The organism is Pseudomonas azotoformans, from assembly GCF_001579805.1.
In the GTDB taxonomy this organism is placed as follows: Bacteria; Pseudomonadota; Gammaproteobacteria; order Pseudomonadales; family Pseudomonadaceae; genus Aquipseudomonas; species Aquipseudomonas azotoformans_A.
Genome location: NZ_CP014546.1, coordinates 2666749 through 2691708, shown reverse-complemented (window position 1 = coordinate 2691708; position 24960 = coordinate 2666749). Strand labels below are relative to the sequence as shown.

Genomic DNA, 24960 nt, shown 5'->3' with positions numbered 1-24960 from the left:
TTAGTCCTGCTAAAGGGTGTCTTAGGATAATTCGTTGGTCAGTGCCGTTCCAGAGGCTCAGTATCGCGCCAATTCCGCTCGCTCTACAAAACATGGCAGCGATTTCTACTCCATTGCTTGTAAGGCTTTAGCATGGCTATCAGTGTTTTCGATCTATTCAAAGTGGGCATCGGCCCTTCCAGCTCTCACACCGTCGGCCCGATGCGGGCGGCGGCGACCTTTGCCCAAGCCCTGATCGATCAACAGCTGCTGAACGACACCCGCCGTGTAGAAGTGCGCCTATATGGCTCGCTGTCCGCCACCGGCGTCGGCCACGCCACCGACCGCGCCTGCGTAATGGGCCTGATGGGCGAATGGCCGGACCGGGTCGACCCCACCTCGATCAATGCACGCATCCAGCAACTGCGCGAATCCGGCCGACTGCTTCTTGCAGGTCAGCACGACATTGACTTCAACTGGAAGCACGACCTCCTACTGCTGGACGAAAGCCTGCCCTACCACCCCAACGCCATGTCCCTACACGCCTACGGCGAAACCGGCCTGCTGAGCGAGCAGACCTATTACTCGGTGGGCGGCGGTTTCATCATCGAAGCGGCGGAAGCGGCCTCGGGCATTGCGCCGACGAGCGATGTGCAATTGCCCTACGACTTTTCCAGCGCCGTGGAACTGCTGGCTTTGTGCAACAAGCACGGCCTGCGGGTTTCCGAGCTGATGATGGCCAACGAACGCGCGTGGCGCAGCGACGCCGACATCCGCAGTGGCCTGTTGCACATCTGGTCGGTGATGCGCGAATGCGTGGAACAAGGCTTGCGCGATGAAGGCATCTTGCCGGGCGGTCTGGACGTACCGCGCCGCGCGGCAAAATTGCACCGCAGCCTGCTGGAAATCGGTAAACCGAATGTCATCACGTCGACCTTGTCGGCCATGGAATGGGTCAACCTGTTCGCCCTCGCCGTCAACGAAGAGAACGCGGCCGGAGGGCGCATGGTCACTGCACCGACCAATGGCGCGGCCGGGATCATCCCTGCGGTGCTGCATTACTACATGAAATTCAACACCGACGCGTCTGACGACGACGTGGTCAATTTCTTCCTGGCCGCCGCCGCCGTCGGCATTCTCTGCAAGAAAAACGCCTCGATTTCCGGCGCCGAAGTGGGCTGCCAGGGTGAGGTGGGTTCGGCCTGCGCCATGGCTGCAGCAGGGCTTGCCGATATTTTGGGCGCTACTCCAGAGCAACTGGAAAACGCCGCCGAGATCGGCCTGGAACACAACCTCGGCCTCACCTGCGACCCGGTCGGCGGCCTGGTACAGGTGCCGTGCATCGAGCGCAATGCCATCGCCGCGGTCAAGGCGATCAACGCCACGCAAATGGCCCTGCGCGGTGACGGCAAACACTTTATTTCCCTCGACCGGGTGATCCGCACCATGCGTGATACCGGCGCCGATATGCATGACAAATACAAAGAAACTTCACGGGGCGGCCTGGCGGTCAGCTGGGTGGAGTGCTGATCGGAGCACTGCTACCCGCCCCCTACGTGAGCCCGCGCAAAAATAATAACGAGGCAATAACGATGACCGATGTACGTACACCTGCTGCTGAAAATCCTGCTGCTACACCAACAACCGTGACCACCGGCTGGACCAAACACGATACCACCTGGATGCTGGGCCTCTACGGCACCGCCATCGGCGCCGGCACGTTGTTCCTGCCGATCAATGCCGGCGTCGGCGGCTTCTGGCCGTTGATCGTACTGGCCCTGCTGGCCTTCCCGATGACCTTCTTCGCCCACCGTGGGCTGACGCGCTTTGTGCTGTCAGGCAAATCCGGTGACATCACCGAAGTGGTCGAGGAACACTTCGGTGTCGGTGCGGGCAAGCTGATCACCCTGCTGTATTTCTTTGCCATCTTCCCGATCCTGCTGGTATACAGCGTGGCGCTGACCAACACCCTGAGCAGTTTCATGGAACACCAACTGCACATGGCCCCGCCCCCTCGGGCGATCCTTTCGCTGATGCTGATCCTTGGCCTGATGGCCATCGTACGATGCGGCCAGGGCGTGATCGTCAAGGCCATGAGCGTGCTGGTGTATCCGTTCGTCGCCGCCCTGTTGTTGCTGGCCTTCAGCCTGATCCCCAACTGGAATGGCGCCTTCTTCGCCTCCGCCGGGGATGGCATGCCCATGCCGCTGTTCTTCAAGACCCTGTGGCTGGCGATTCCGGTGATGGTGTTTTCCTTCAACCATTCACCGATCATCTCCGCCTTCGCCGTCGACCAGAAACGCGTGTACGGCGCCCAGGCCGAGCGCAAAAGCAGCGGCATTCTAGCCACGGCCCACGGCATGATGGTGCTGACCGTGATGTTTTTCTGCTTCAGCTGCGTACTGGCACTGTCGCCGTCCGACCTAGCGGCAGCCAAGGCGCAGAACATCTCGATCCTGTCCTACCTGGCCAACCACTTCCAGACGCCGGTGATCGCCTACGCCGCGCCGTTGATTGCGCTGGTAGCTATCACCAAATCCTTCCTCGGCCACTACATCGGCGCCAGCGAAGGTTTCCAGGGCCTGATCGTCAAATCCCTGCGCGGGCGCAATCGCTCGATGTCGGCCAAATGGCTGGAACGCTGCACCGCACTGTTCATGGTGCTGACCTGCTGGGCCGTCGCCACCTTCAATCCGAGCATCCTGGGCATGATTGAAACCATGGGCGGGCCGATCATCGCGTGCCTGCTGTTCCTGATGCCGATGTATGCCATTCGTCGCGTGCCATCTCTGCGCCAGTATTCGGGCCAGGTGTCGAATGTGTTTGTAGTGGTGATCGGGTTGATTGCGCTGTCTGCGATCGTTTTCTCTGTACTGCCCTGAAATAGATCACCCAACAAAAAGGCGAACCTCGGTTCGCCTTTTTCATGTCCTGCAATAACGGCTCGGCGCCTTATGCGGCACGGCCTTTGCTGTACAGCTGTAGAGGGAAACGGACCTTGTGAAAACCTCAGCGACGGAGTGGCCGATGGTCAGGAGACGCGAACTAATCCCGACACCGGTCGTCAATGACTGCATGTTCTTATCAGGCGGTACGCACCATGGACAATCCTTTTCAGATCATCACCGACACCTTCACCCCTGAATACCGCGTCAACTTGAGCATCCAACGGCTGGACGGCAGCATCATGCTGACCCTCTCGAACGAGCAAGGCGTAGTGGCCAAGCGCATGATCAGCGCCGAACAGCGCAATGATCCAAAACGGCTCAAACGCTTGGTGCAAAGCATTCAGTTCGGTATCGCCATCGAGCAGGGCCACAGCGCCATGGAGATCCTGGCGGTGATGACGGATGGCGATCACAAAGTCCTGCATCGACCGCCGACCCGCGCCCTGCCGTTCAGCGTCGGGCTTTAAAGCTCGCCCTTCTCGGTCTCCAGGCTCGCCTCGCCCTTGCGACGCGGGCCTTCAACCTTGACCGACGGGAAGGCCGACGAGGCGTAGCGCACCACCAGAATCGCGAACGCCAACAGCAGAATCCCGCCGCACAGGTAGATGATTCCCACGTCCGGCGGATTGTGGTGCGACACGTTGGAGATGAGCAGTCGCGTCAACGCGGTGATCGCCACGTAGATCAGGAAGCGCACCGGCATGTGGTTGGTCTTGAAGTAAATCCCGACCATCGCACCCAACTCCAGGTAGATGAACAACAGCAAGATGTCATCGATCTTGATGTGCCCGTTCTCCAACATCCCCAGAAACTCCATCACCGCCGCCCAGGCCGTCACCGCACCAATGGCGAACAGCGCCAGGTAGTGGAACGACTCGACAAACAGATTCCCCAGGGACTCGGCCAGCCCGTGCACTTGCTGGCGTAGCCTTTCGGCCCAATTGATCTTCACGATGATGCTTCCTTAGGTCGACTCGACCGGATAATGCGGGTTGGACGTGACGGTTGTTCTGCATGCAGAAAAAAGGCCAGGGGCAGGTATAAGATGATGGCGGGGTGACATGAGGCACTCCAAACCTGTATTTACGGACTACATTAAAAAACTGCTATCCAAATCCGGTGGTTTGGCTTAACCTTTTTACTGTATATAAATACAGCATTCCAGCAACACCCGAACACAAGGGCTACTCCCCTTCACTACTGCACCCTGATGACGAGGCCAAAAAATGGCTGTTGAAACCCTGTATCGCAGTACCCGCGACTTGGAGACTACATTCGTGGATCGCAAACTTGCCGACGCACACGACCAGATGCTTGAACTGGCAGAGTCTCTGATGGATGTCCTGTTGAAAAACGTGGAAGGCTTGACTGAAAAGCAGGCAGAAGACGCCGGTATTTTCATGGCCAAGAACCGCGCCGCCTTTGCAGCAGCATTCAAGAACAACGCCAGCGCCCTGGCCGAGATCGGGCAGCCGGAGGCGGAGTAAGGGGAACGGCCCGCCGCCGTTGATTCAGGGTGAACCAACGGGTTCAGGCAGACCGGCGGCTCAAGGTTTTACCGAAGGCTGTTTGCGCCTTAGGCCTGCCACAAGGTTTTACCGAAGAAGGTCAACGTGCGGTCCCACGCCAGTTGCGACCAAGCGGCGTCGTATTGCGTGTCGGGGATACGGCCATGGCCGATCGCCGTTTCGTTGGCAAAGGCATGGCGCGCCAGGTAGCGATAAAACGTAGCGTCAACACCGGCCGCGTGCAGCGTTGACTCCAGCTCCGCAACGGTTTCGATGTTGAAAAAAGCATCCTGCGTGCCCCAATGGCCAATCAGCGGTGCTTTGATTTTTGCTGCATCCAGGTATTCAAGCGGTGGGAAGCCATACCAGACCACACCCGCCGCCAGCTCCGGAATGGCATTGAGCGCCAACAGCGTCAACGCCCCGCCCATGCAGTAGCCGGTCACGCCCACTTTTTTCGAGTCGGCCTGCAGGTAACGCACTGCGCCTGTGATGTCCTGGGACACCGCATCGCCAAAATCCAGGCTGTCCATCAGGTGATGGGCTTCTTCCTCTTCCACGGTCGAGGCGCCGCGATAAAGGTCCGGCACCAGCACCCGGTAACCGCATTCGGCCAGGCGGATGGCCACGCCCTTGATCTGCTCGTTAAGCCCCCACCACTCTTGAATCAATACGATGGCCGGCGCCCCTTCCAGCTCAGCCGGGCTGGCCAGGTAGCCGTTGACCTCGGCACCGTCTGGGCGCTTGAACGTTACGGAATGCGCTGTTGCTTGATTGGACATGAAGACTCTCCGCGGCAAGTAGGAAAACGATAGCGGGCAAGTACCGAAAAACGCCCGCCCTCAGAACCCTATCAGGATTTTCAAGCTGAAAAACCTTCCTCTTCCCTCGTTATGTACCACTGTGTATTAGCGCACCCGCGCGACATATTCGGGATACAAAACACCGGTCTACTGGGCCTGCCTGAACCTTCACTGATCAATACACCGTGACCGAAGGTTCAATCACATAGGACCCGGAGAATAAAAATGCACGAATCAAAACCGGTTGATCGCCTGATCGTCAACACCTATACCAACGGCCTCATCGGCCCCAGCCAGAAGATGCTCGGCCCACTCGCCGATGGCGGCACCCTCATCACCGGTACGCCACCGGGGTGTTGGGGCCCGATGATCACGCCCGCGTTTGAGGGCGGGCATGAGGTGACTCAACCCGTATTCATCGCCGGCGCCGAAGTCGGTGACGCCGTGGCCCTGAAGATCAAACGCATGCGCGTGACGTCCCTGGCCACTTCGTCAGGCGTCATGCGCTTTGTTGAGGGGCGCTATCACGGCGATCCCTTTGTCGCCAAGTTCTGCTCCAACTGTGGGCAAGAACATCCCGCCAGCCATGTCGAGGGGATCGGCGCCGACGCCATTCGTTGCAACGCTTGCGGGGCGGAGGTCAGCGCGTTTCGGTTCAGCCATGGCTACGTCATCGTGTTCGATGCCGAGCATCAGGTGAGCCTGACCGTGAACCAGGCGGTAGCCGACCGCCTCGCCGGCCAGGCACCGGATATGGCGGCGTTGCCGGAGATGTCCGCGCAACACTCGATTCTCTCCCTGGCCCGCGCCGATATCCCCGGCCTTGCCGCGCACATGCGGCCTTTCCTGGGCAATATCGGCACCACGCCTTCACGGGATCTGCCGGATTCCCACAACTGCGCCGACTTCGGCCAGTATCTGGTCGGCGCGCCCCACCGCTACGGCATGACCCATGACCAATTGCATGCGGCGAAAACCGACGGGCATATGGACACCAACTCCGTACGCGAAGGTTGCGTGCTGATTTGCCCGGTGAGAGTTCCCGGCGCCGGGGTGTACATGGGCGATATGCACGCCCAGCAAGGCAATGGCGAAATTGCCGGGCATGCCACAGACGTATCGGGTGAAACCGAACTGACCGCCCATGTGATCAAGGGGTTGGCCCTCGACGGCCCGATCCTGCTGCAAAACCTTGATGACTTGCCGCCCATGGCTCGACCGATGACCGCCGAGCAACGGCTGCACGTCAAGGCATTGGGCGAGCGCTGGGGGCAGTTCGAGATCGAAGACAACGGGCCCATTACCTTTATCGGCAGCGGCGCCGACCTCAACCTGGCGACGGAAAACGGCCTGGAGCGCGCGGCGGCGGTCACGGGCCTGTCGATGGACGAGGTGCGCAACCGCGCAACGCTTAACGGCTCGATTGAAATCAGTCGGCTGCCAGGGACCGTTCGCGTCACGATTCTGTGCCCAATGCACATTCTGGATCGCATGGGGGTCGGCTCACTGGTACGTGAGAAGTATCAACTCTGATCGGTGTATCAGCGATACAGCAAGCGCTCGGCCAGCTCATCCGCCACCCGTGCGGGTGAGCGTTTTTCCGCCTGGGCGTGGGCGAAGATCTCGGTGAGGCGCGTGCCGATGTTGGACAGGTGCGCGGTGATGGTCGGTAGTTCCGCCCCGCCGTGCTTGAGGGCGACGTAGATCAGGCCGCCGGAGTTGATCACATAGTCGGGCGCGTAAAGGATGCCGCGCCCTTCCAGTTGGTCGGCCACTTGCAAGTTGGTCAATTGCGCACTGGCCGAACCGGCGACGGCGGCGCAGCGTAACTGGCCGACGCTCTGGCGGTTGAACACGGCGCCGAGACCGCAGGGCGCGAGGATGTCGCATGGCGTGCTCAGTAACGCGTCGTTGGCGATGGGGTGTGCGCCCAATTGTTCCATGGCCAGTTGAACCTTGCCGTGGTCGATGTCGCTTACCAGCAATTCCGCACCGGCAGCGTGCAGTTGTTCAGCCAGGGCGTAGCCGACATTACCCAGGCCTTGGATCGCCACACGCAAGCCTTCAAGGTTATCGCTGCCCAGGCGCGCCATCGCGGTGGTGCGAATGCCGGCGAACACACCCATCGCCGCATGGGGTGATGGGTCGCCTGCGGCGGTGGTGCTGGTGACGTAACGAGTGTGCTGGGCGATGCAGTCCATGTCGGCCACCGAAGTGCCGCTGTCGGTGGCGGTGATGTAGCGCCCGTCGAGTTGTTCGATGCAACGGCCAAAGGCTTCAAACAATGCCGCGCGGTTTTCCACGTGGCCGGGACGCAGGATCACGGCGGTACCCCCGCCCACCGGCAGACCGGCCAGTGCCGCCTTGTAGCTCATGCCTTGGGCCAGGCGCGCGGCATCGGCCACGGCACTTTCGTCGTCGGGGTAGGGCAGGTAGCGACAGCCACCGAGAGCAGGCCCCAAGCGGCTGTTATGAATGGCGATGACCGCCTTCAGCCCAGTGGCCGGGTCGATGCTCAAGTGCAGCGATTCAAGGCGGGTGCTGTGCATGAGAGCAAACATCGTCAAGCTCCCGAATCACTTCTGATAGTGGGCCAAGTATAGGCTTGCGGCAGAAAACTGCCGGACCAGGCTGGAATAAGCCGCCCGATTTCGCAGGTCTTGCGACATAAGCACGCAGGATATTTTCCAAGCCACTGGACGAAAATTCCCAGCAAGGCTAAAACGGGGGCATCCGCCGGAGAATGCAATGAATCCCCGCAAAGCCTTTTTCGCCTGCCTGGAACGCTCCCCACCCGCGCTGTTTGAAGCGGCGTTGTGGATTGCTGCCGAGCACGACCCGGCCGTGAAGCCCTTGCAGATCCTGCAGGAACTGACCTTGCTGCAACAACAGGTCAGCCTGGGCATGCCGCTGCTGCCGGCGGATGAACTGGGCCAGCCGCTGTTGCGGCGCTTGAATGACCTGGGGTTTGCCCAGGATGAATTTACGCCCCTGCGCCCCGCCGCCGCCCTGCTGGACAAGGTCTTGCAGCGCAAACGCGGACAACCCCTGGCCATGGGCCTGATTGCCCTTGAGCTGGCGCGGCGCCTGGAGATTCCCATGGTTGGTGTGAATTTCCCCGGCCATTTCCTTTTAAGAGTCCCCGGCGCCGATCACCTGCTGGATCCCTGCGGCGGTCGACGGTTGTACCCCAACGATTGCCGCGACCTGTTGCAGCGCCAATACGGCCCCAACCTCAAGTTGCAGGCCGATCATCTGCACACCGCCGACCCGCGTTCGATCCTGCAACGGTTGTCCCGCAACCTGCGCCAACTGCACCTTTCCAACGACGTTCCGCTCCAGGCCTTGATCGACGCCGAACGCGTGCTGGAACTGGGCAACGCCAGCGCCGCCGATTACCTCGCAAGGGCCAGCCTGTATCAGCGCCTGGACTGCCCCAACGCCGAACGCTTCGACCTGGAACACGCGCTGATGCTCAGCGAAGACCCGATCCAGCGCCTGCGCCTGACCGAACGCCTGGGCCACCTGCCGCCCAATTCAGTGGTGCATTAAGCCTGCGGTGTCTTGAGAATATCGCCCGGCAGCGGACTCTTCGGCGCCTCGGTTCCAGGCGAACGCACCTGAATAATCAACAACGCTGCGATCACCGCCGGTATCGCGCAGAAGAAGAAAATCTGCTGCACCGGAATATGCATCGCCAGCAACAGGCTGCCAAACAGCGGCCCCAGGATTGAGCCAAATCGCCCTACACCCAGCGCCCAGCCTGTGCCGGTGGCGCGCACGTGCGCCGGGTAGAAGTTACTGGCGAAGGCATTAAGGGTCAGTTGACCACCGATGATGCAAAACCCGGCCGCAAATACGCAGGCCACCAGATAGCGCGGGTTGTCATGGTTGAGGCCGAGCAGAATGGTGCATACCGCAGCCGCGGCCAGTACGCAGGACAACAGGCGCACTTTGCTTTTCAAGCGGTCGGCGAACCAGGCCATACCAATGGCGCCCACGGTGCCGGCAAACAGGAACATCGAGGTCACCAGGTTGGCTTCTTTCAACGCCAAGCCACTTTCCAGCAACAGCGACGGTAGCCAGCTGATCATGAAATACAGCAGGATCAGGCTGACAAAAAACGTCGCCCAGATCAGCAGCGTCGGGCGCGCATAGCCATTGCGGAACAACTCCACCACCGTCAGCTTGCTGCCCTGTTCCTGCTGGTTTTCGGCCTCGCTCGCCGGCGGCGGTTGCCAGCCCGGCAGCATGCGTGACGTCACTGTCTGCAGCCTTGCATAGGGCGGTGCATCACGCAGCAAACGCGGCAAGGACTCCGGCAGCAGCCACACCAGAAACGGGAACAACAGCAAAGGCGTCACGCCGCCCGCCAGGAAGACCGCCTGCCAGCCGAAGCCTTCGATAAACCCTGCCGCCACAAACCCACCCGCCGCGCCACCGAACGAGAAGCCACACGCCGCCAGGGTCACCATCAACGTGCGCAGGCGCGGCGGCGAATATTCCGACATCAACGCCATCGCGCTGGGCATCGCGCCGCCCATGCCGATGCCGCAGATAAACCGCGCGGCCATCAGCGTGCTCAGCGAATTGGCGAATACCATCAGCACCGTCAACGTGGCGTAGATCAGCACGCAGCCAAGCAGGATGCGACGCACACCGAACCGGTCCGCCAGCGGCGTCACCAGCAACGAGCCCAAGGTAAGCCCCAGCAAGTTGGCGCTGAACACCGGGCCAAATGCAGCCTTCTCCAGCCCCCAATCCTGGGCCAGCGCCGGCACCACGTAACCCAGCACCTGGGCGTCGTAGCCGTCGGTCACCAGCAGCAGCGCCAGCAACAGGAGAATCAGCCACTGATAGCGCGACACCGGACGGGTGTCGAGTGCCGCGCGAAAGCTGGCAATCTGATTGTGCATCGCAAGTACCTGTTTTTTATTGTTATGGAACAGCAAGCGTCAGGCGGCAGGCGTATCTGGTTGGTTGGCCGGATGTGCCTGCACAAAGGCCGGATGCTGCGCCGCCAACGCCGCTACCCGACCAATGCACGGGTACGCCGCCAGCGGCACCTTGAAGCGCTCGGCCGCATACAGTTGCGGGATCAGGAAGGTGTCGGCCAACCCCGGATGCTCGCCGAAGCAAAACCCTTGGTCGCCGATCAACTGCTCCACCGCGCCCAAGCCCTGGCTGATCCAATGGCCAATCCACTCCAACAGTTGCACCTCGTCATGCCCCCATTGGCGCAGCAGGTTCTGGGTGCTGGAGTTATGCAGCGGATGAATATCGCAGCCGATGATCGAGGCCACCGCACGCTCGTGGGCGCGGGTCGCCAGGTCCTTGGAGAGCAGCGGCGCCTGTGGATAACGTTCCTCCAGGTATTCGATGATCGCCGGCGACTGAATCAACAGTTCGCCCTCCTCGGTACGCAAGGCCGGGACGCGACCTTGCGGGTTGATCGCCAGGTACTCGGGCTGACGATTGGCGCCGCCCGCCGGCACCAGCAAGTTGACCGGCACCGCGGTGAAATCCAGGCCCTTGAGCGCCAGGGCAATACGCACCCGGTACGACGAAGTGGAACGGTAGTAGGTGTAGAGTTCCATTACCCTGCCCTCCTAGCGCGCCGCGATCACGGTGCCACGGCATTCGCCGAAACCGATGGAGGCAAACCCCTCACGGTTGCAACGGGCACGCAGGATGATTTCGTCGCCGTCTTCAAGGAACTTGCGCACTTCGCCGGACGGTAATTCAACGGCTTTTTTGCCGCCTTCGGTCATTTCCAGCAGACTACCGAACTGACCGGCTTGCGGGCCGGACAAGGTGCCCGAACCAAACAGATCGCCCGCCTGCAACTGGCAGCCGTTGACACTGTGGTGGGCCACCAATTGCGCAACCGTCCAGTACATGTGCAGGCTGTTGCTCAGGGCCAGGCGATGGGCCGGCAGGTTCTGCTCGCGCATGGCGGCAGTGGTGAGCAGCACTTCCAGCTCGATATCCAGGGCCCCTGCGGCCTGGTCACGTTTATCCAGCAGGTACGACAGCGGTTGCGGGTCGCCTTCAGGGCGCGCCGGTTGCGCTTTGCGGAACGGTTCCAGGGCTTCAGCCGTGACGACCCAAGGCGAGATGGTGGTGATGAAGCTTTTCGACAGGAACGGCCCCAACGGCTGGTATTCCCAGGCCTGGATATCCCGTGCCGACCAGTCATTGAGCAAGCAGAAACCGGCGATGTGATCGGCCGCGTCACCAATGGCAATCGAGTCGCCCATCTCGTTGCCCTGGCCGATCCAGATACCCAGCTCCAGTTCGTAGTCCAGGCGCGCACACGGGCCGAAAGTCGGCTCGGTCTGCCCGGCCGGCAGGGTCTGGCCTTTGGGGCGGCGCACTTCGGTGCCTGAGGTGCGAATTGTCGAAGCGCGGCCGTGGTAACCAATCGGCACGTACTTGTAGTTCGGCAGCAGAGGATTATCGGGACGGAACAGTTTGCCGACGTTCTGCGCGTGCTCGATGCCGACGTAGAAGTCGGTGTAGTCATTGATCCGCGCCGGTACCTGCATCTGGCAATCGGCGGCGCGGTGCAGCACCTGCGCTTCACGGGTGTGCAGCTTGCTGCCTTCGGCCAGCAGTTCCAGCAGGCGCTCGCGCAAGGCCACGCGCGGGCCGCGACCCAGTTCAAAAAAGGCGTTCAGCTGGCCACCGGCGGTCGCTTCGACGGCGCGACGGGCTTCACCGTCGAATTCATCGATGGCGGCGTGCAGATCCAGGATCGAGTCGCCAATCGCCACGCCCGCGCGCGGAGCCGAGCCGTTGATGCTGAACACGCCCAACGGCAGGTTTTGCAGGGGAAAATCGGTGTGACCATTGGCGGAGGCCACCCAGCTGCGGGTAAGTATGGACTGAGTCATGGGTTATCTCCGGTTCGGGTTGAAGGTGGCGGGCAACGAGGCCCAGCACGCGTCATAAGTGGTTTGCAGTTGCGAGCAGTCCAGGGCGAACTGGGTGGGACGCAGCACTTGGCTGGTCTCGAACATGAAGGCCATGGTGTTGTCGATCTTGTGCGGTGCCAGCTCTACGTTGATGGCCTTGGTGCAGGTTTCGCCGTCCGGGCCATGGGCGCTCATGCAGCTGTGCAACGATGCGCCGCCGGGCAGGAAGCCTTCGGCCTTGGCGTCATAGGCGCCCTGGATCAGGCCCATGTATTCGTTCATCAGGTTGCGGTGGAACCACGGCGGACGGAAGGTGTTCTCGGCCACCATCCAACGCGGTGGGAAGATCACGAAGTCAAGGTTGGCCAGGCCGTGGGTGCTGGTGGGCGAGGTCAGGACGGTGAAGATCGACGGGTCCGGATGATCGAAGCTCACGGTGCCAAGGGTGTTGAAGCGGCGCAGGTCGTATTTGTACGGCACGTTGTTGCCGTGCCAGGCGACCACGTTAAGCGGTGAATGGTCCAGCTCGCAGGCCCAGAGTTCGCCGAGGAATTTCTGCACCAGCGTTGTCGGTTTCTTCACGTCTTCGTAGTGGGCAATCGGCGTCAGGAAATCACGCGGATTGGCCAGGCCATTGCTGCCGATGGGTCCCAGGTCAGGCAGGCGCAGTGGCGCGCCATGGTTCTCGGCGACGTAGCCGCGCGCTTGCGCATCCAGCATCTCGACGCGGAATTTAAGGCCACGCGGCAGCACGACGATTTCCAGCGGCTCCACGTCCAGCACGCCCAACTCGGTGGCGATGCGCAGGCGACCTTGCTCGGGGACGATCAACAACTCGCCATCAGCATTGAAGAACACACGCTCCATGGAACGGTTGGCGCGGTAGTTGTAGACGCTGATGCCAGAGGGTTTCTCCGCCGCCGAGTTGGCGACCATACCTACCAGCCCATCAATGAAATCCGTCGGTTCGCTCGGCAAATCCAACGGGTTCCAGCGCAAGCGGTTCGGCGTCACCGCGCCCAACGGCCCACCGGCCAATTGCCGCTCAAGTTTGACGAATGCCGGATGATTGGCCGACGGCTGAATGCGGTACAGCCAGGTGCGCCGGGCTTCACTGCGCACCATAGTGAACGCGGTGCCGGAGAACAGTTCGGTGTACAGCCCGTAGGGCGCTTTTTGCGGGGAGTTCTGGCCGACCGGCAGTGCGCCGGGCAAGGCTTCGCTGGCGAATTCATTGCCGAAGCCCGACAGGTATTCGAGGTTCATGGATCGTCCTCTGTGCGGAAGTTGTTTTTATCGTAATCCAGTTACGCATAACGTAATTTGATCACTATCGACCGTCAAGCTATAAAGACGCCCATTCATCTCTCGGATTCTCGCCCCTCCATGGAAAAGCCCCGCGACACCGGTAAACAGAAAGTCCGCTCGGCCGAAGTGGGCACCGATATCCTCAAGGCCCTGGCCGAGCTGTCCCCGGCGACTTCGCTGTCGCGCCTGGCCGAACACGTGCAGATGCCGGCAAGCAAAGTGCACCGCTATCTGCAGGCGCTGATTGCCTCGGGTTTCGCCGAACAGAACACCGCCACCAACCATTACGGGCTGGGCCGCGAAGCCTTGCGCGTGGGCCTGGCGGCGTTGGGCAGCATGGACGTATTGAAAGTCGGCGCGATGCCCCTGGCGGAGCTGCGCGATGAGTTGAATGAAACCTGCTTCCTGGCGGTATGGGGCAACCAGGGCGCAACCGTGGTGCAGATCGAACCGGCGGTGCGCGCCGTCACCGTGGTGACGCAATTGGGTTCGGTGCTGCCGCTGCTCAGTTCGTCCACCGGGTTGGTGTTCAGCGCCTTTCTACCGTCGCGGGAAACCGTGGAGCTGCGTGAACGCGAAATTCAGGCCGGCACTGCCCATGCCCTGGCAGACGACCAGGCCTACGCCACCGCCTGCGAACAGATCCGCCACCGTGGCCTGCATTTTGTGCATGGTTTGTTGATGCCCGGCGTCGATGCGTTATCCGCGCCGGTCTTCAACGCCATTGGCCAAGTGGCGGCAGTGATGACCGTGGTCGGCCCCACCTCGTTGTTCCATGCCGACGAAGACGGCCCGGCGGCGCAGCACTTGCTGGCGGCGACCCGGGCCGTGAGTTGGCGCATGGGCTATCAGCCCTGAACTAGTCGTGCCACTGCACCAGGGCCAGCGCCACACGGTTTTCCAAGGCGCGGATCGGTGCGGCGGTGCTCAGGTAGTTGTTGCTGATCATTGAAAACACCAGGCGCCGTCCCTGGGCGTCGGTGATGTAGCCGCTCAACGAAGACACGCCGGCCATGGAGCCGGTCTTGGCGTGCAGGTTGTTTTCCGCCGCCGTCCCGCGCAGGCGATAACGCAAGCTCCCGCCGCTCATTCGATCGGTGTTTCCGGCGATCGGCAAGGCGTCATACCAGGCCTCGAACCAGGGCTGTTTGGCCGTCGCCACCAGCAGATCGGTGAGGTTCTGCGACGACACCAGATTGCGCCGCGACAAGCCCGAACCGTCGACCTGGCTCAGCGTCAGCGGGTCCAAGCCCTGGCGGCGCATGAAGTCCGCCACCGCTGCGACACCGGCCTGCGCCGTCCCGGCATTGGACGCCTTGCGGCCCATGGTCTTTAGCAACGCTTCGGACATGTTGTTGTTCGAAAGCTTGAGCAGCGGCGTGATCAGTTCCTGCAACGGCGCCGATTGGTGCTCGGCCAACACCCTGGCCGTTACTGGGCTGACGCCACCGATCACACGTCGCCCAAGTACCTGAATGCCCTGCTGCGCCAACGCCTGCTCAAACAGATTGGCCACCAATTGCGTCGGTTCCCACACGCTCACCCACTGCCGGCTTTGTTTGCCTGGCGCCAATGCGCCGGTGAGTTGCAGCAGATTAGTACCGTGCTGGCGAGTGATCCCGTAATTGTTACCAGGGCCGCTGACTGCACGGTTGCTCAGCTGTACGTAGTCGGTTGAAGGGCTCACCACCACGCTGACCGGTTGGCCAATCATGGCGGGCGCCTTTGCCGTGACCAGCAGCGTGCCCGCATCAAAATCCGTGTTAGGCGATACGGTCAGCGCGGAAATCTGCGCGCCGTAGTAGGTGCTTTCATCGTCGTGTGCCCAGTCCACCCCCAGGCGTTCAGCGTCGAAAAAGGTATCGTCAAATACCAAGTCGCCCTGGACCTGCCGCACACCCTGGCCCGCAAGCTGTGCCGCCAATGCCTGGTAATCGGCGAGTTGCGTGGTCGGATCGCCCAGGCCCTTGAGGTAAAGGTTGCCGGTGAGACGCTCACCTTGCTGCGTACCGTTACTCAACAGTTGCGTGGAAAAACGATACTGCGGCCCCAGCACATCCATCGCCGCTGCGGTGGTGAGCAGCTTGAGATTGGAGGCAGGAATCAGGCGGGTTCGCGGGTTGTGTTGATAGAGCGTGCTGCCGCTACGGGCATCACGCACCATCAGGGAAACAGTAGCGCCGTTGAGGGCCGGGTCAGCCAGGAGTTGCTCCAGGCTTGCCGGGGTGGAAGTCGGTGAAACACTCGCGCAACCACCCAGCAAAACGCTCAAGCACAGCAGATGTAGCCATCGTCCAAAATGCATCAGTATCGTTTCCGCCAAGACATCAGTGGCGGCAACGCTACCACAAACCCTTTAGAACTCCAGGGTACTGGACACCGACACCTGCCGCGCATCGCCCATGGACACAAACAAGCGGCTGGCCGCCGAGGTGTAGTAGACGCGGTCGAACATGTTCTTCACGTTGAGCTGGAACTTGACCTTCTGCCCATCGATCTTGGTGTCGTAGGTGGCGAAGGCATCCGCCACGGTGTAACCCGGCAAAGTGAAATCGTTGGCCGCATCGCCTGCACGTTCACCGACGTAACGCGCACCGGTGCCCACGCGCAACTGGTCGCCGCCAAAGATGTTGCCGAAGTCATAAGCCACTGCCAGCGAGCCGGTGTGCTTGGCGACGTTTTGCAGGCGGTTGCCTTCCAGGGTCGGGTCCTTGTCCTTGACGTCCAGTGCATCGGTGTAGGCGTAGCTGCCGATCAGGCTGACCTTGTCGGTCAGTTGGCCGGTGGCATCCAGTTCCAGGCCACGGGAACGCACTTGGCCGGCGATGCTGTAGACGGTGTTGGCACCGGAACCAACGGAGACCAGCACGTTGCGTTTGTCGATATTGAACAACGCGGCGCTGGCGGTGATACGTCCCGGAATGTCGAGCTTGGCCCCCAGTTCCCAGGACTTGGATTCCTCAGGGGTGAGGTCGCCGGTCAAGGTGCTGCCATCGGCCAAGGCGGCGATGGTGGAGTTGGGTTTGAACGACTCGGTGTAGCTGCCGTAGAACGACAATTCATCGGTGTAGCGATACACCAGGCCCGCACGCGGCACCCAGGCTTGGCCGTTGCCGTTGGTATTGGCCTTGAACGGTATGCCTTTGCCGGCGTATTGGTCGTACATCTGATAGCGCGCACCGGCGACGAAAATCCACTGTTCGTTCAGGTGGAGGGCGTCCTGGAAGAACAGCGAATCACTGCGCAGCAGGTCGGTCTGGGCGCTGTCCGCGGGGCTGACGGTAGTGCCTGCGACTTCGTTGCCATACACCGGATTGTTGTAGTTGAAGCTGGTGGCGCGCGAACTCTGACGAATCAGGTCGGCACGGTAGATCTTGCGGTACTCGTCATCCAGGCCGAACACCACATCGTTCTGCAGGCCGAACACATTGACCTTACCTTCCAGGCTCGCCGTGGCAAAACGGTCCGTGGTGATTGCCCCTTTGGTGCCGTCCATCTTGCGGGTCAGGGTGCCGTTGGTGTTCACCGCGCTGACGCGCACTTGGCTGGCGTCGTAGGTCTCGCGGTTCCAGCTGTAGCCGAAATGGGCTTTCCAGTTATCGTTCAGGTCGTGATCAGCCTCGAAGCGGTACAGGTCGGAGCGGCCTTCCATATTGTTGAAAGGTTCATCCAGACGCCGAGTGGCCGGGATATCCAATGGGTGGTTGGACTTGTCGATGGCGGTGCCACGGTCGAACGGCGTGAGAAACTCACGGTGTTCGTAGGCAAACAGCAACTTGGTGCTGTCACCATACCAGGCCAGGGACGGCGCGATCAGGCTCTCACGGTGAGTACCAAAGTTACGCCAGTAGTCTTCGTCTTCATGGTCGACGATCAGGCGATACGCCAGGCCGCTGTCGCCAATCGGGCCAGTGGTGTCGAGGCTGCCGCCGCTGCCGTTCTTGCCGTCGCCAAAGGTAGAGCCGCGTACGGTCAGGGCAGTGGACTGCACCAGTTCCGGCTTTTTGCTGACGATGTTCACCACGCCGCCCGGATCCTGAATACCGTAGAGCAGCGACGACGGGCCCTTGAGCACTTCGACGCGCTCGGCCGTGGCATTCAGCGCACGCCCCTGCACGATGGGCATGCCGTCGCGCATGATCGAGCCGTTACGGTTATCACCAAAGCCGCGCAGCATGACCGCGTCCTGGGTGCTGGCCAAGGTGTTGGCCTGGGTGATACCGCTGACGTTGGCGAGGGCATCATCCAGATTGCGCGGGGTCTGGTCGCGCAGCACCTGGGCGGGCACCACGTTGACGGTCTGCGGGGTTTCCAGCAGCAGCGCGTGGGAGCGCATCACCGAACTGGTGGGCGGCGGCTGGTAGCTGGTGCTGTCCTGGGCCTGGCCGACACCGCTGATGGTGGTGGCGCCGAGGTTGACCGCGCCTTCGGTGGGCAGCGGTTCAAGGGCCAAGGTACGTGCATCGATCTGACGGAAGGTGAAGCCACTGTTGCCCAGCAGGCGTTGAAGCGCCTGGTTTGCACTCATCTGCCCGCTGACTGCCGGGGCGCTGAGGCCGTAGGGCGCTTCGTCGGTGTAGATCACGCTGATGCCGGTGACCCGGCTGAAGTCGCTCAAGGCCTGGGGCAGCGGTTTAGCCGCCAGGGCAAAGTTGAACTGGGCGCTCTGCTGCTCCTGCGCCTGCGCAATGCTCAGGGGCAGCAACGCCAACCCCGATACCGCCAATACCGAGGCTCCCAGCCACTGTTTAACCCAACCGCCCGCCGTCGACTTCATGCTGTGAGAACCCGTGTAGAAAACGCTGTTAATGCGAATAGATCGCAGTTTCAAGCACTACACGGATGGGCGGTGGATTTACCTCACCTTTATTTGCAAAATATTTTATTTATTGCGCCTGGATACGAAACCCCATGCGTGGGAAATGCACATGCACGGTGCCGGCACGTTCGTCGCTGCGGCGCAGGATCAGCTCTTCGCGCCCGGCAAACAACAGTTCGCCCGCGACCGGGTCGGTGCCGTAGTCGGTGGCGCAAATGGTCACCTGCTGGCCGGCCTTGAAGCCGTTCAAGTCCTCGAAGACTTCTTCAGGCAAAACCGCCGGTGCCGCATTGCGCGATACATCCAAGGCCTGTTCGGCGCTCATCTGGGTGCAAGTGCCATGGCCGAAACCCAGCACGCGATCCAGCCAGGCGGCGACGGCGGGATAGGCGTCCACCAACGGCGCGGTCACGGAGGAGCCCTTGAGGAACCACAACGGGTGAGCCAGGGAGAAGTCGGCAATCGATGGCTCGCCGAACAGGAAATCCCCCGCCTGGTGGCGCAATTGTTGATCGATGCGACTGACAATCGCCGGCCATTGGTGCAAGGCCTGGTCCAGTTGCACACGCGTCGCCGTGCCGCCGCTGAACAGTTTGCCGCGGTCGGCCACCAGCACTTGGAGCATCTCAGGCGGCACCTTGGCAAATTTGACGGCCAGGGATTCGGGCTGGAACACCAACGCCACGGCATGGGAAAACACCACCGAATCGGCCCAGGCGGCGAAGCCTTGGGTGACCAGTTCCAGGCCCTGGGGAAACAGCGCGGGGGTGGATTTTTCCTGCTCCAGGCGGCGCGCGATCAAGGCGGTGTCGCAGTAGATGTCCGCGCCGACTTGCAGCACTGGCGTCTTGCGATAGCCGCCGGTGAGGGCGGTGAGGTCCGGCTTGGGCATCACCGGCGAGATGTGCACCGAGCGCCAGGACAAGCCCTTGAAGCCCAGCAACAGGCGGGCTTTTTCTGCGAAGGGGGACTGTGGGTAGTGATGAAGAATCAATTCAGACATGCCGGACTCCGCTCTAGAAGTGAGCCGCTAGCTTAGCCTGCAACAACCCGAAACGGGGCGATGGGAACCCATCAGTCAAATCAATGAACCACTGGCCGCCAGGCACTCCTTGGCACTCTTCTTCAACTTTTTGATCAGCCGTTCCTGGCGCAACGCCTCGCCCTTGCTCGCGCATTGCTCGGTGTACACCAGCGCCACCGCCGGGCTGGACAGGAAGAACCGCGCGCCCTTGCCGCTCTGGTGTGAGGCAAAACGGCGCACCGGGTCATTGCTGATGCCGCAATAGAGCGAGCCATTGGCGGCGCGCACCAGGTAGACGAACCAGGGCTTGGGTTCAGAAGGATCAGTCACGGGTAGATTCGGCTAAAACACAGGAGCGCCAAGCTTATCAACGACTGGCCTGGAATGCCTTCAAACCACGCAGCGCCTGGGTGCGCACAGCGTTTTTGACGATGGGCGTCCAGCCCAGCAACAGGCCTTTGGTCCCCAACGCCTGACGCGACCAGCGCCACAGGTCGAAACTGTCATGGTGCTCGCAGATCTTGCCGTCGCGAAACACAAAACGCGCCTGGATATCGTTGACTACCGTGTTGCCGGTGGCACTGAACAGGTAGGTGGCGACCCAATGCGCGCCGCCGCTGCGCTCATCGCTGCGCACGTTGTCAAAGGTCAGGGAGAAGTCTTTGGCGCGGGTGGTGAGCATGCGCCACATGTCTGCGGCATCGCGGCCGCGCAGTTCGCCGAAGGCCGGGTCGCTGAACACCACATCGTCGGTGTAGCAGGCGGCCATGGCCTCGGCGTCCAGGCGCTGGAAGGCCTGGTAGAAATGGTTGATCAGGGCGGTGTGGGCATCAGTCATGGGCAGGCTCCGGGCGTTGTTGTTCTCCGGGTTGCACGATAGTCCGCACGTGAGAGGAAGGCTATGCCCATTTGCTGCATAAATGTGGCGGGTAGGTCAGAGGTAGACCACGTCGAGGGTGGCGCTGCCGTCTATGGGGATTTCCTGGGTAACCGGCAAGAGCGCTTTGTCGTTGATGGTGGTGTCCACCAGGATATCGGCCGACATGATTTGCACCGGCACCGGGGTAATACCACTGCCCGCAGAATCTTTAAAGGACCTCATCCAGTTGGGTTGCCACATTTGAGCGTTATCAAGCGCGTCAAACCAAGTCTCCCCATCAACAGATTCGATTACCGTCTGGAGCACACCGTCAGCCTTGGAATTGTTCATTTTCAACGAATAAAAGCCAACCTTAGCATCGCCGTTGACAAGTCCCAGCCCAAAGGATGATGGACCTCCAGGCCACTCAGACGAGCTGCCCTCGCGATTATCGGTGGGTTTGATCGCAAACAAGGTCAACGCCGTGCAATTGACACTCAACGCAATCGTTGCGGTGGGTAGCTTGGTAGCGCCGTAACGGTTTAAGTCGCTGTACGATATTTTTCCATGCATGACCACCCCACCATTGGAAAGCGTCGGCGTACACGCCGCAGGGGTAATACTCCCCTTGATGCTTAAATCCACACTCGACGCCGCCATCGCTTGCCCACCACCGGCCAAAGCAATAGCCATCGTCATCAAACTCAACATATGTTTCATTTATAACGTGCTCGCAGAAGTTGGGCGTCACTGTTAAACGCCAAGTACATCACTGCACCCAACACCCAAACAATACGCCCTTTGTAATTAGACTAGGGATTTAGCCCCGGCGCAATTGGCGCCAAAGCGTTTACGCACTTTACCGCGCAGCAAACGCCTGCCCAATACAAGTATTACGAACACTTACTTAGTTGATAATCAAGGCACCATTCCGGCATCTCGCGCATAGGTAAATAAATCCACATCGGTTGAGATACATAACCGATGCATCGCCGTACTTTTTTGTTTACTGATTGTCGAAATACTGCGATTAACCCGTGCCGCAATCTGGCTAACCGTCATACCGCTGGCAAGCATGCGCACCACCTCCTGCTCCTTGCCAGACAACTTGGGTGCCTGGGTCGGCTGCTCCAGGCAGGCCTGGTCAAGTTGCGCGCGCAAGCACTCGCTGACAAATTGGCGCCCCTGCACCACGGTTTTCAGCGCCATAGGCAGCTCCCGGGCTGACGCGCTCTTGGCGATGAGCCCTCGCGCACCATGGCCAAAAGCAGCCCTTAGGGTGGCGATATTGGCGAACATGGTCACCAAAATCACCGGCACATCCGGGTACTGACGATTCAGCAAACCCAATAACCCGTAGCCGTCGGCTTGTTGATTACCGGGCATGGCAAAATCGGTCACGATCACGTCACACGGTATACGGCTGACCAACTCCAAAAGCTGATCCGGGCCATCGGCCTCGCCCACTACTTTGTACTTACCACTTGCCTCGATCACCACTTTTTGGCCTACACGAACAATAGGGTGATCGTCAGCAATAATGATGCGGATCATCGGCTTTTCCATGATGGCAATTTGAGACTGAGAAAATAACGCGATCAAGTTCCTGCAACAATAGGTAATAAATCATCGATTTAGCGCTCCACCCCGTATTTAAAGGGTTACACACAACTGCCTACACAATTAAGAGAAATGACATACGGAAAAGTACTACATTACAGAGGTACATATTCCTTCATAGATGTGCCAGATAATTCAGATACTGCTCGACATCATGGCGAAACTCTTCCAGCGCCGACCGGCTCAGCGCCATGCCGGTCAACTGCACATTCTTGATCAACTCCACTGCCCCCCCTTCCAGGCCGTTTTCCCCCAGAAACGCCACGCTGCCTACCAGGCGATGCAAACACTCGGCAGCCAGCTTGGCATCCAGAACGGCTTGGGCATGAATCAGCAAGGCCAGGTCTGCATGCGCCTCCTGGATCAGGCTGAACAACATCGGCTCTACTACGTCCCACGAACCAAACGCGTCAATCAGACTGGTACGGCTGGGAAAAGTACTGTTTAGCCCCGATGGGGCGACGGTAAGCCCGCCCGGTTCAAGCGGTAGCCAGCAATGCAACACCTCACGCAATTGCGCAAAGCCTATGGGTTTAGTCAACCAACCGTCCATCCCGCACGCCACACATTGGCGAACTTCTTCCGGCCCCAGGCTTCCGGTCAGGCCCAGAACGACCGTGGGCGGTCGGCCCTCGGCCTGCTCGCGCAGGCGCAATTGGCGGGTCATGGTGTAACCGTCCATCACCGGCATGCGACAGTCGCTGATCACCAGGTCGAAACGCTCTGCTGCCAGTGCATGCAGCGCCTGTTGCCCATCACTACAGCACAGATGGGCGACGCCGAGTTTTTCCAGCAGCGAGCTTAATAGCAGGCGATAGGTGTAATGGTCGTCCACCACGAGCACCCGGGCTCCAGGCAGTGGCCCGGACAAACGTCGGTCTGGAAAGTGGCCAGGCATGCAGCCCCAAAGGGAGCGATCCGCTCACCCTAATTCTTCGCAAAATAAGACGATTAACCAAACCCAAATGAATGGCTTCAGAAAATCAAGGATCGCGAAAAATATCCGAACGAGTGGCCATCAGCGATACAAGAACTACGACAACCACGGCGTAAAACGCTTTTTCTCACGCCACAACCCCTTTATGTCATTGCCACCCTGTCATTCGTAATAGTTGCATTTCCGCCTCCCCGACCCGGCGCTAAATTCCTCCCCGCTTTCCCCTGAAGCAGCGCGTGCCCACCACAACCATAAAACCCATGGGCAACTTCACCGCGCCAATCTGCCCCCTAGTCCCTGCATAGGAATACCTGTTGTGATGAAAGACTCTCTCGCCGCCTTGGTCGGCGCCCTGCTGATTACCCATGGCACGCTTGCGTTGGCCGCCAGCGCGGTGGATTTATCGGTCAAAGGCGCAATCACTCCGAGCGCCTGCACCCCCAGCCTGAGCGAAGGCGGTGTAGTGGATTACGGCAAAATTTCGGTCAAAGACCTCAGACCAACCGGAGCAACCGAACTGCCAAAATTCATCTTCGAACTGAAGGTCGACTGCGAAGCACAGGCCCTGTTCGCCATCAAGACCCATGACAACCGACCCGAACGCCCCCAAGCGGTGCATCCGTCCATGTATGGGCTGGGCGTGATCAACGGCGACGAATTGGTGGGGGCGTATTTCCTGGACATGGCCAACATCCTGGCGGATGGCGCCAGCGTCGACTCGCTCAAATCGCTGGATAACGGACTCACCTGGGACCTGCTCGAACCGGGAGCGCCTTGGCCTCCATCCACCTTCACAGGCTTTGGCAACCGGTCTTCAGGTGTTCTGGCGCCCATTCCCATGCAGAACCTGGCGTTGGACGTGATCGTCTGGCCCGCCATCTCACCAGTGGACTGGTTAACCCTAATCGATACCGTGCCGTTGGACGGCTCCGCCACGCTTGAGTTGCGCTACCTATGAGCGGCCGTCTCCAGGCGCTGGTGACGGCGCTGTTGGTTGCCGTGGCACATCAAGCGTTTGCCGCCAGTAGCGCCGATCTGGCGGTGCGCGGCAGCATCACGCCCAGTGCCTGTAGCCCTACCCTGAGTGCCAGTGGAGTGGTCGATTTCGCAAAGATTGCGGCCAAAGACCTGTCCGCCGACAGCTCCACCTGGCTGCCCACCCACATCCTCAAGCTGCACGTGGATTGCGTAGCTCCGACGCTGTTCGCCCTGCGGGGCAACGACAACCGCGCCGGTACCGCGCACAAAGATGATGGCTACGGCTACGGCCTGGGCCTGATCAATGGCGACCAGAAAGTCGGAACCTATCTGCTGACGTTGAGCGATCCCGTTTCTGATACGGCGGCAGTGATCCCCCTCGCCAGCATGAATGGCGGAGCAGGCTGGTGGAGTTTTCCACACGGCACCTGGTTGGTGCGCCATCAACTGGCAGCTTTCGGCACCGTCGAGTCGGGTATCGCGGCCCCCATCCCATTGCTCAACGTCACTGCCGACTTGCATGTCGAGACCAGTATTGCCCCGGCCAGCGGCCTGAGCCTCACCGAACAAGTGCCTTTGGACGGCTCCGCCACCGTGGACGTTATTTACCTTTAGCACCTCAACCCACCACAAGGATCTGTGCCATGGATAAACCTACCCTCGCCCTGCTGCTCGCGGCGCTTGCGCCCGACGTGTTCGCTGCCAGCAGCACCGACTTGAATGTCTCTGGGTCCATCACCCCCAGCGCCTGCGCCCCCGTGCTGTCGAATGGCGGCGTGATCGACCACGGCAAAATGACAGCCAAGGACCTGCTACCAGGCTCACCTACACGGCTGGAACCGGCCGAGATGCGCCTTGAAGTGCAGTGCGAGGGAGAGACGTTTTTCACGCTGACCACCGTGGATAATCGCTCGGGCACTTCCGCTATCAACCCGCGACACCACGGACTGGGCCTGACCCCCGACAAGGAAAAACTGGGCAGCGTAGCGTTTTCGCTGTTCGACCCGGTGGCCGATGCAACACCCGTCAAAGTCATCACCTCCAGCAATGGCGGCGCCACCTGGGTCCCATCCATCTACTTGGGGCACGAGGCACTGACCTCGTTTGCCGCCCTCGACGGCCCCAACACCCCCATTGCCCTCAAGTCGCTGAACGCGCGCCTGCGTACGTTCACCATCATCGTACCCGCCACCGACCTGACCCTGCTCGATGAGGTGCCGCTCGACGGCCAGGCCACGCTGCAACTCAAGTACTGGTAAG

25 protein-coding genes are annotated in these 24960 nt (G+C 60.6%); 10 read left to right on the top strand and 15 right to left on the bottom strand.

The window, feature by feature from the left end:
- Positions 1-132: 132 nt before the first annotated feature.
- The 3 genes from AYR47_RS12475 (at position 133) to AYR47_RS12465 (ending at position 3394) form a co-directional block, all read left to right on the top strand.
- The gene (locus AYR47_RS12475) at positions 133-1509 is read left to right on the top strand and encodes an L-serine ammonia-lyase (RefSeq protein WP_061435413.1); all 1377 of its coding nucleotides are present in this window, start codon (positions 133-135) and stop codon (positions 1507-1509) included.
- A gap of 62 nt (positions 1510-1571) precedes the next feature.
- A complete protein-coding gene (locus AYR47_RS12470; RefSeq protein ID WP_061435411.1) occupies positions 1572-2861 on the top strand; it encodes a serine/threonine transporter in 1290 nt (429 codons plus the stop codon).
- Positions 2862-3079: 218 nt separating this feature from the next.
- Positions 3080-3394 (top strand): DUF3509 domain-containing protein, encoded by a 315-nt coding sequence (locus AYR47_RS12465; protein WP_016978247.1) that lies wholly within the window; start codon positions 3080-3082, stop codon positions 3392-3394.
- Here AYR47_RS12465 and AYR47_RS12460 read toward each other — a convergent pair.
- A complete protein-coding gene (locus tag AYR47_RS12460; protein ID WP_016978246.1) occupies positions 3391-3879 on the bottom strand; it encodes a phosphate-starvation-inducible protein PsiE in 489 nt (162 codons plus the stop codon). The two genes, AYR47_RS12465 and AYR47_RS12460, sit on opposite strands and share 4 nt — an antisense overlap.
- Positions 3880-4153: 274 nt before the next feature.
- Between AYR47_RS12460 and AYR47_RS12455 the strand changes: the two genes are divergently transcribed.
- Positions 4154-4414, top strand: a complete 261-nt coding sequence (locus AYR47_RS12455; protein ID WP_016978245.1) for a YebG family protein — start codon at positions 4154-4156, stop codon at positions 4412-4414.
- Between the two features lie 89 nt (positions 4415-4503).
- On the opposite strand, the gene AYR47_RS12450 is transcribed toward AYR47_RS12455, so the two are convergent.
- The gene (locus AYR47_RS12450) at positions 4504-5217 is read right to left on the bottom strand and encodes a dienelactone hydrolase family protein (RefSeq protein WP_033902472.1); all 714 of its coding nucleotides are present in this window, start codon (positions 5215-5217) and stop codon (positions 4504-4506) included.
- Between the two features lie 246 nt (positions 5218-5463).
- Here AYR47_RS12450 and AYR47_RS12445 point away from each other — a divergent pair, with 246 nt between their 5' ends.
- Positions 5464-6771 carry an acetamidase/formamidase family protein gene (locus tag AYR47_RS12445; protein ID WP_061435410.1) on the top strand — a complete coding sequence of 436 codons (1308 nt, stop codon included), beginning with the start codon at positions 5464-5466 and terminating at the stop codon, positions 6769-6771.
- Between the two features lie 8 nt (positions 6772-6779).
- Here AYR47_RS12445 and AYR47_RS12440 read toward each other — a convergent pair whose 3' ends face one another.
- The gene (locus AYR47_RS12440) at positions 6780-7799 is read right to left on the bottom strand and encodes a Leu/Phe/Val dehydrogenase (RefSeq protein ID WP_061435408.1); all 1020 of its coding nucleotides are present in this window, start codon (positions 7797-7799) and stop codon (positions 6780-6782) included.
- 187 nt (positions 7800-7986) lie between these two features.
- On the opposite strand from AYR47_RS12440, the gene AYR47_RS12435 reads away from it, so the two are divergent.
- The gene (locus AYR47_RS12435; protein ID WP_033902475.1) at positions 7987-8790 is read left to right on the top strand and encodes a SirB1 family protein; all 804 of its coding nucleotides are present in this window, start codon (positions 7987-7989) and stop codon (positions 8788-8790) included.
- On the opposite strand, the gene AYR47_RS12430 is transcribed toward AYR47_RS12435, so the two are convergent.
- Genes AYR47_RS12430 through hmgA form a run of 4 tightly spaced genes read right to left on the bottom strand, consistent with a single transcriptional unit; the run spans position 8787 to position 13421 of the window.
- Positions 8787-10154: an MFS transporter gene (locus tag AYR47_RS12430; RefSeq protein ID WP_061435406.1), complete on the bottom strand. Its 1368-nt coding sequence runs from the start codon at positions 10152-10154 to the stop codon at positions 8787-8789. The genes AYR47_RS12435 and AYR47_RS12430 overlap by 4 nt on opposite strands.
- 39 nt (positions 10155-10193) lie before the next feature.
- Positions 10194-10835 carry a maleylacetoacetate isomerase gene (gene maiA / locus AYR47_RS12425; RefSeq protein ID WP_061435404.1) on the bottom strand — a complete coding sequence of 214 codons (642 nt, stop codon included), beginning with the start codon at positions 10833-10835 and terminating at the stop codon, positions 10194-10196.
- Positions 10836-10847: 12 nt separating this feature from the next.
- The gene (fahA, locus tag AYR47_RS12420) at positions 10848-12134 is read right to left on the bottom strand and encodes a fumarylacetoacetase (RefSeq protein ID WP_061435402.1); all 1287 of its coding nucleotides are present in this window, start codon (positions 12132-12134) and stop codon (positions 10848-10850) included.
- A gap of 3 nt (positions 12135-12137) precedes the next feature.
- The gene (hmgA, locus tag AYR47_RS12415) at positions 12138-13421 is read right to left on the bottom strand and encodes a homogentisate 1,2-dioxygenase (RefSeq protein WP_061435401.1); all 1284 of its coding nucleotides are present in this window, start codon (positions 13419-13421) and stop codon (positions 12138-12140) included.
- 120 nt (positions 13422-13541) lie between these two features.
- Here hmgA and AYR47_RS12410 point away from each other — a divergent pair, with 120 nt between their 5' ends.
- Entirely contained in the window at positions 13542-14321 is a 780-nt protein-coding gene (locus tag AYR47_RS12410; protein ID WP_033902480.1) for an IclR family transcriptional regulator, read from the top strand.
- 1 nt (position 14322) lies between these two features.
- On the opposite strand, the gene dacB is transcribed toward AYR47_RS12410, so the two are convergent.
- From dacB to AYR47_RS12370, 8 genes are all read right to left on the bottom strand, one after another.
- On the bottom strand, positions 14323-15768 hold the full coding sequence (gene dacB / locus AYR47_RS12405; protein ID WP_033902481.1) for a D-alanyl-D-alanine carboxypeptidase/D-alanyl-D-alanine endopeptidase: 1446 nt from the start codon (positions 15766-15768) through the stop codon (positions 14323-14325).
- A 51-nt stretch (positions 15769-15819) separates the two neighbouring features.
- A complete protein-coding gene (locus AYR47_RS12400) occupies positions 15820-18240 on the bottom strand; it encodes a TonB-dependent siderophore receptor (protein WP_082781491.1) in 2421 nt (806 codons plus the stop codon).
- A 109-nt stretch (positions 18241-18349) separates the two neighbouring features.
- Entirely contained in the window at positions 18350-19285 is a 936-nt protein-coding gene (locus AYR47_RS12395; protein ID WP_033902483.1) for a glutathione S-transferase family protein, read from the bottom strand.
- Between the two features lie 75 nt (positions 19286-19360).
- Positions 19361-19636 carry a GIY-YIG nuclease family protein gene (locus tag AYR47_RS12390; RefSeq protein ID WP_016978233.1) on the bottom strand — a complete coding sequence of 92 codons (276 nt, stop codon included), beginning with the start codon at positions 19634-19636 and terminating at the stop codon, positions 19361-19363.
- 37 nt (positions 19637-19673) lie between these two features.
- Positions 19674-20144 carry a nuclear transport factor 2 family protein gene (locus AYR47_RS12385; RefSeq protein ID WP_033902484.1) on the bottom strand — a complete coding sequence of 157 codons (471 nt, stop codon included), beginning with the start codon at positions 20142-20144 and terminating at the stop codon, positions 19674-19676.
- 96 nt (positions 20145-20240) lie between these two features.
- Positions 20241-20885 (bottom strand): DUF1120 domain-containing protein, encoded by a 645-nt coding sequence (locus AYR47_RS12380; protein WP_033902485.1) that lies wholly within the window; start codon positions 20883-20885, stop codon positions 20241-20243.
- A 198-nt stretch (positions 20886-21083) separates the two neighbouring features.
- Positions 21084-21719, bottom strand: a complete 636-nt coding sequence (locus AYR47_RS12375) for a response regulator transcription factor (RefSeq protein ID WP_033902486.1) — start codon at positions 21717-21719, stop codon at positions 21084-21086.
- Between the two features lie 181 nt (positions 21720-21900).
- Positions 21901-22629, bottom strand: coding sequence for a response regulator (locus AYR47_RS12370; protein WP_237142548.1), 729 nt, complete (start codon positions 22627-22629; stop codon positions 21901-21903).
- A 412-nt stretch (positions 22630-23041) separates the two neighbouring features.
- On the opposite strand from AYR47_RS12370, the gene AYR47_RS12365 reads away from it, so the two are divergent.
- From AYR47_RS12365 to AYR47_RS12355, 3 genes are read left to right on the top strand one after another with little or no spacing between them, the layout of a single operon-like run.
- The gene (locus AYR47_RS12365; protein ID WP_033902488.1) at positions 23042-23680 is read left to right on the top strand and encodes a DUF1120 domain-containing protein; all 639 of its coding nucleotides are present in this window, start codon (positions 23042-23044) and stop codon (positions 23678-23680) included.
- On the top strand, positions 23677-24315 hold the full coding sequence (locus tag AYR47_RS12360; RefSeq protein ID WP_033902489.1) for a DUF1120 domain-containing protein: 639 nt from the start codon (positions 23677-23679) through the stop codon (positions 24313-24315). The genes AYR47_RS12365 and AYR47_RS12360 overlap by 4 nt, the downstream gene beginning before the upstream one ends.
- 29 nt (positions 24316-24344) lie before the next feature.
- On the top strand, positions 24345-24959 hold the full coding sequence (locus AYR47_RS12355) for a DUF1120 domain-containing protein (RefSeq protein ID WP_033902490.1): 615 nt from the start codon (positions 24345-24347) through the stop codon (positions 24957-24959).
- Position 24960 lies beyond the last annotated feature (1 nt).

What these genes read in the sequence shown, in the direction of transcription:
- AYR47_RS12475 (WP_061435413.1), top strand. Translation starts at nt 133, where the DNA reads ATGGCTATCAGTGTTTTCGATCTATTCAAAGTGGGCATCGGCCCTTCC.
- AYR47_RS12470 (WP_061435411.1), top strand. Translation starts at nt 1,572, where the DNA reads ATGACCGATGTACGTACACCTGCTGCTGAAAATCCTGCTGCTACACCA.
- AYR47_RS12465 (WP_016978247.1), top strand. Translation starts at nt 3,080, where the DNA reads ATGGACAATCCTTTTCAGATCATCACCGACACCTTCACCCCTGAATAC.
- AYR47_RS12455 (WP_016978245.1), top strand. Translation starts at nt 4,154, where the DNA reads ATGGCTGTTGAAACCCTGTATCGCAGTACCCGCGACTTGGAGACTACA.
- AYR47_RS12450 (WP_033902472.1), bottom strand. Translation starts at nt 5,217, where the DNA reads ATGTCCAATCAAGCAACAGCGCATTCCGTAACGTTCAAGCGCCCAGAC.
- AYR47_RS12445 (WP_061435410.1), top strand. Translation starts at nt 5,464, where the DNA reads ATGCACGAATCAAAACCGGTTGATCGCCTGATCGTCAACACCTATACC.
- AYR47_RS12440 (WP_061435408.1), bottom strand. Translation starts at nt 7,799, where the DNA reads ATGTTTGCTCTCATGCACAGCACCCGCCTTGAATCGCTGCACTTGAGC.
- AYR47_RS12435 (WP_033902475.1), top strand. Translation starts at nt 7,987, where the DNA reads ATGAATCCCCGCAAAGCCTTTTTCGCCTGCCTGGAACGCTCCCCACCC.
- AYR47_RS12430 (WP_061435406.1), bottom strand. Translation starts at nt 10,154, where the DNA reads ATGCACAATCAGATTGCCAGCTTTCGCGCGGCACTCGACACCCGTCCG.
- maiA (WP_061435404.1), bottom strand. Translation starts at nt 10,835, where the DNA reads ATGGAACTCTACACCTACTACCGTTCCACTTCGTCGTACCGGGTGCGT.
- fahA (WP_061435402.1), bottom strand. Translation starts at nt 12,134, where the DNA reads ATGACTCAGTCCATACTTACCCGCAGCTGGGTGGCCTCCGCCAATGGT.
- hmgA (WP_061435401.1), bottom strand. Translation starts at nt 13,421, where the DNA reads ATGAACCTCGAATACCTGTCGGGCTTCGGCAATGAATTCGCCAGCGAA.
- AYR47_RS12410 (WP_033902480.1), top strand. Translation starts at nt 13,542, where the DNA reads ATGGAAAAGCCCCGCGACACCGGTAAACAGAAAGTCCGCTCGGCCGAA.
- dacB (WP_033902481.1), bottom strand. Translation starts at nt 15,768, where the DNA reads ATGCATTTTGGACGATGGCTACATCTGCTGTGCTTGAGCGTTTTGCTG.
- AYR47_RS12400 (WP_082781491.1), bottom strand. Translation starts at nt 18,240, where the DNA reads ATGAAGTCGACGGCGGGCGGTTGGGTTAAACAGTGGCTGGGAGCCTCG.
- AYR47_RS12395 (WP_033902483.1), bottom strand. Translation starts at nt 19,285, where the DNA reads ATGTCTGAATTGATTCTTCATCACTACCCACAGTCCCCCTTCGCAGAA.
- AYR47_RS12385 (WP_033902484.1), bottom strand. Translation starts at nt 20,144, where the DNA reads ATGACTGATGCCCACACCGCCCTGATCAACCATTTCTACCAGGCCTTC.
- AYR47_RS12380 (WP_033902485.1), bottom strand. Translation starts at nt 20,885, where the DNA reads ATGAAACATATGTTGAGTTTGATGACGATGGCTATTGCTTTGGCCGGT.
- AYR47_RS12375 (WP_033902486.1), bottom strand. Translation starts at nt 21,719, where the DNA reads ATGATCCGCATCATTATTGCTGACGATCACCCTATTGTTCGTGTAGGC.
- AYR47_RS12365 (WP_033902488.1), top strand. Translation starts at nt 23,042, where the DNA reads ATGAAAGACTCTCTCGCCGCCTTGGTCGGCGCCCTGCTGATTACCCAT.
- AYR47_RS12360 (WP_033902489.1), top strand. Translation starts at nt 23,677, where the DNA reads ATGAGCGGCCGTCTCCAGGCGCTGGTGACGGCGCTGTTGGTTGCCGTG.
- AYR47_RS12355 (WP_033902490.1), top strand. Translation starts at nt 24,345, where the DNA reads ATGGATAAACCTACCCTCGCCCTGCTGCTCGCGGCGCTTGCGCCCGAC.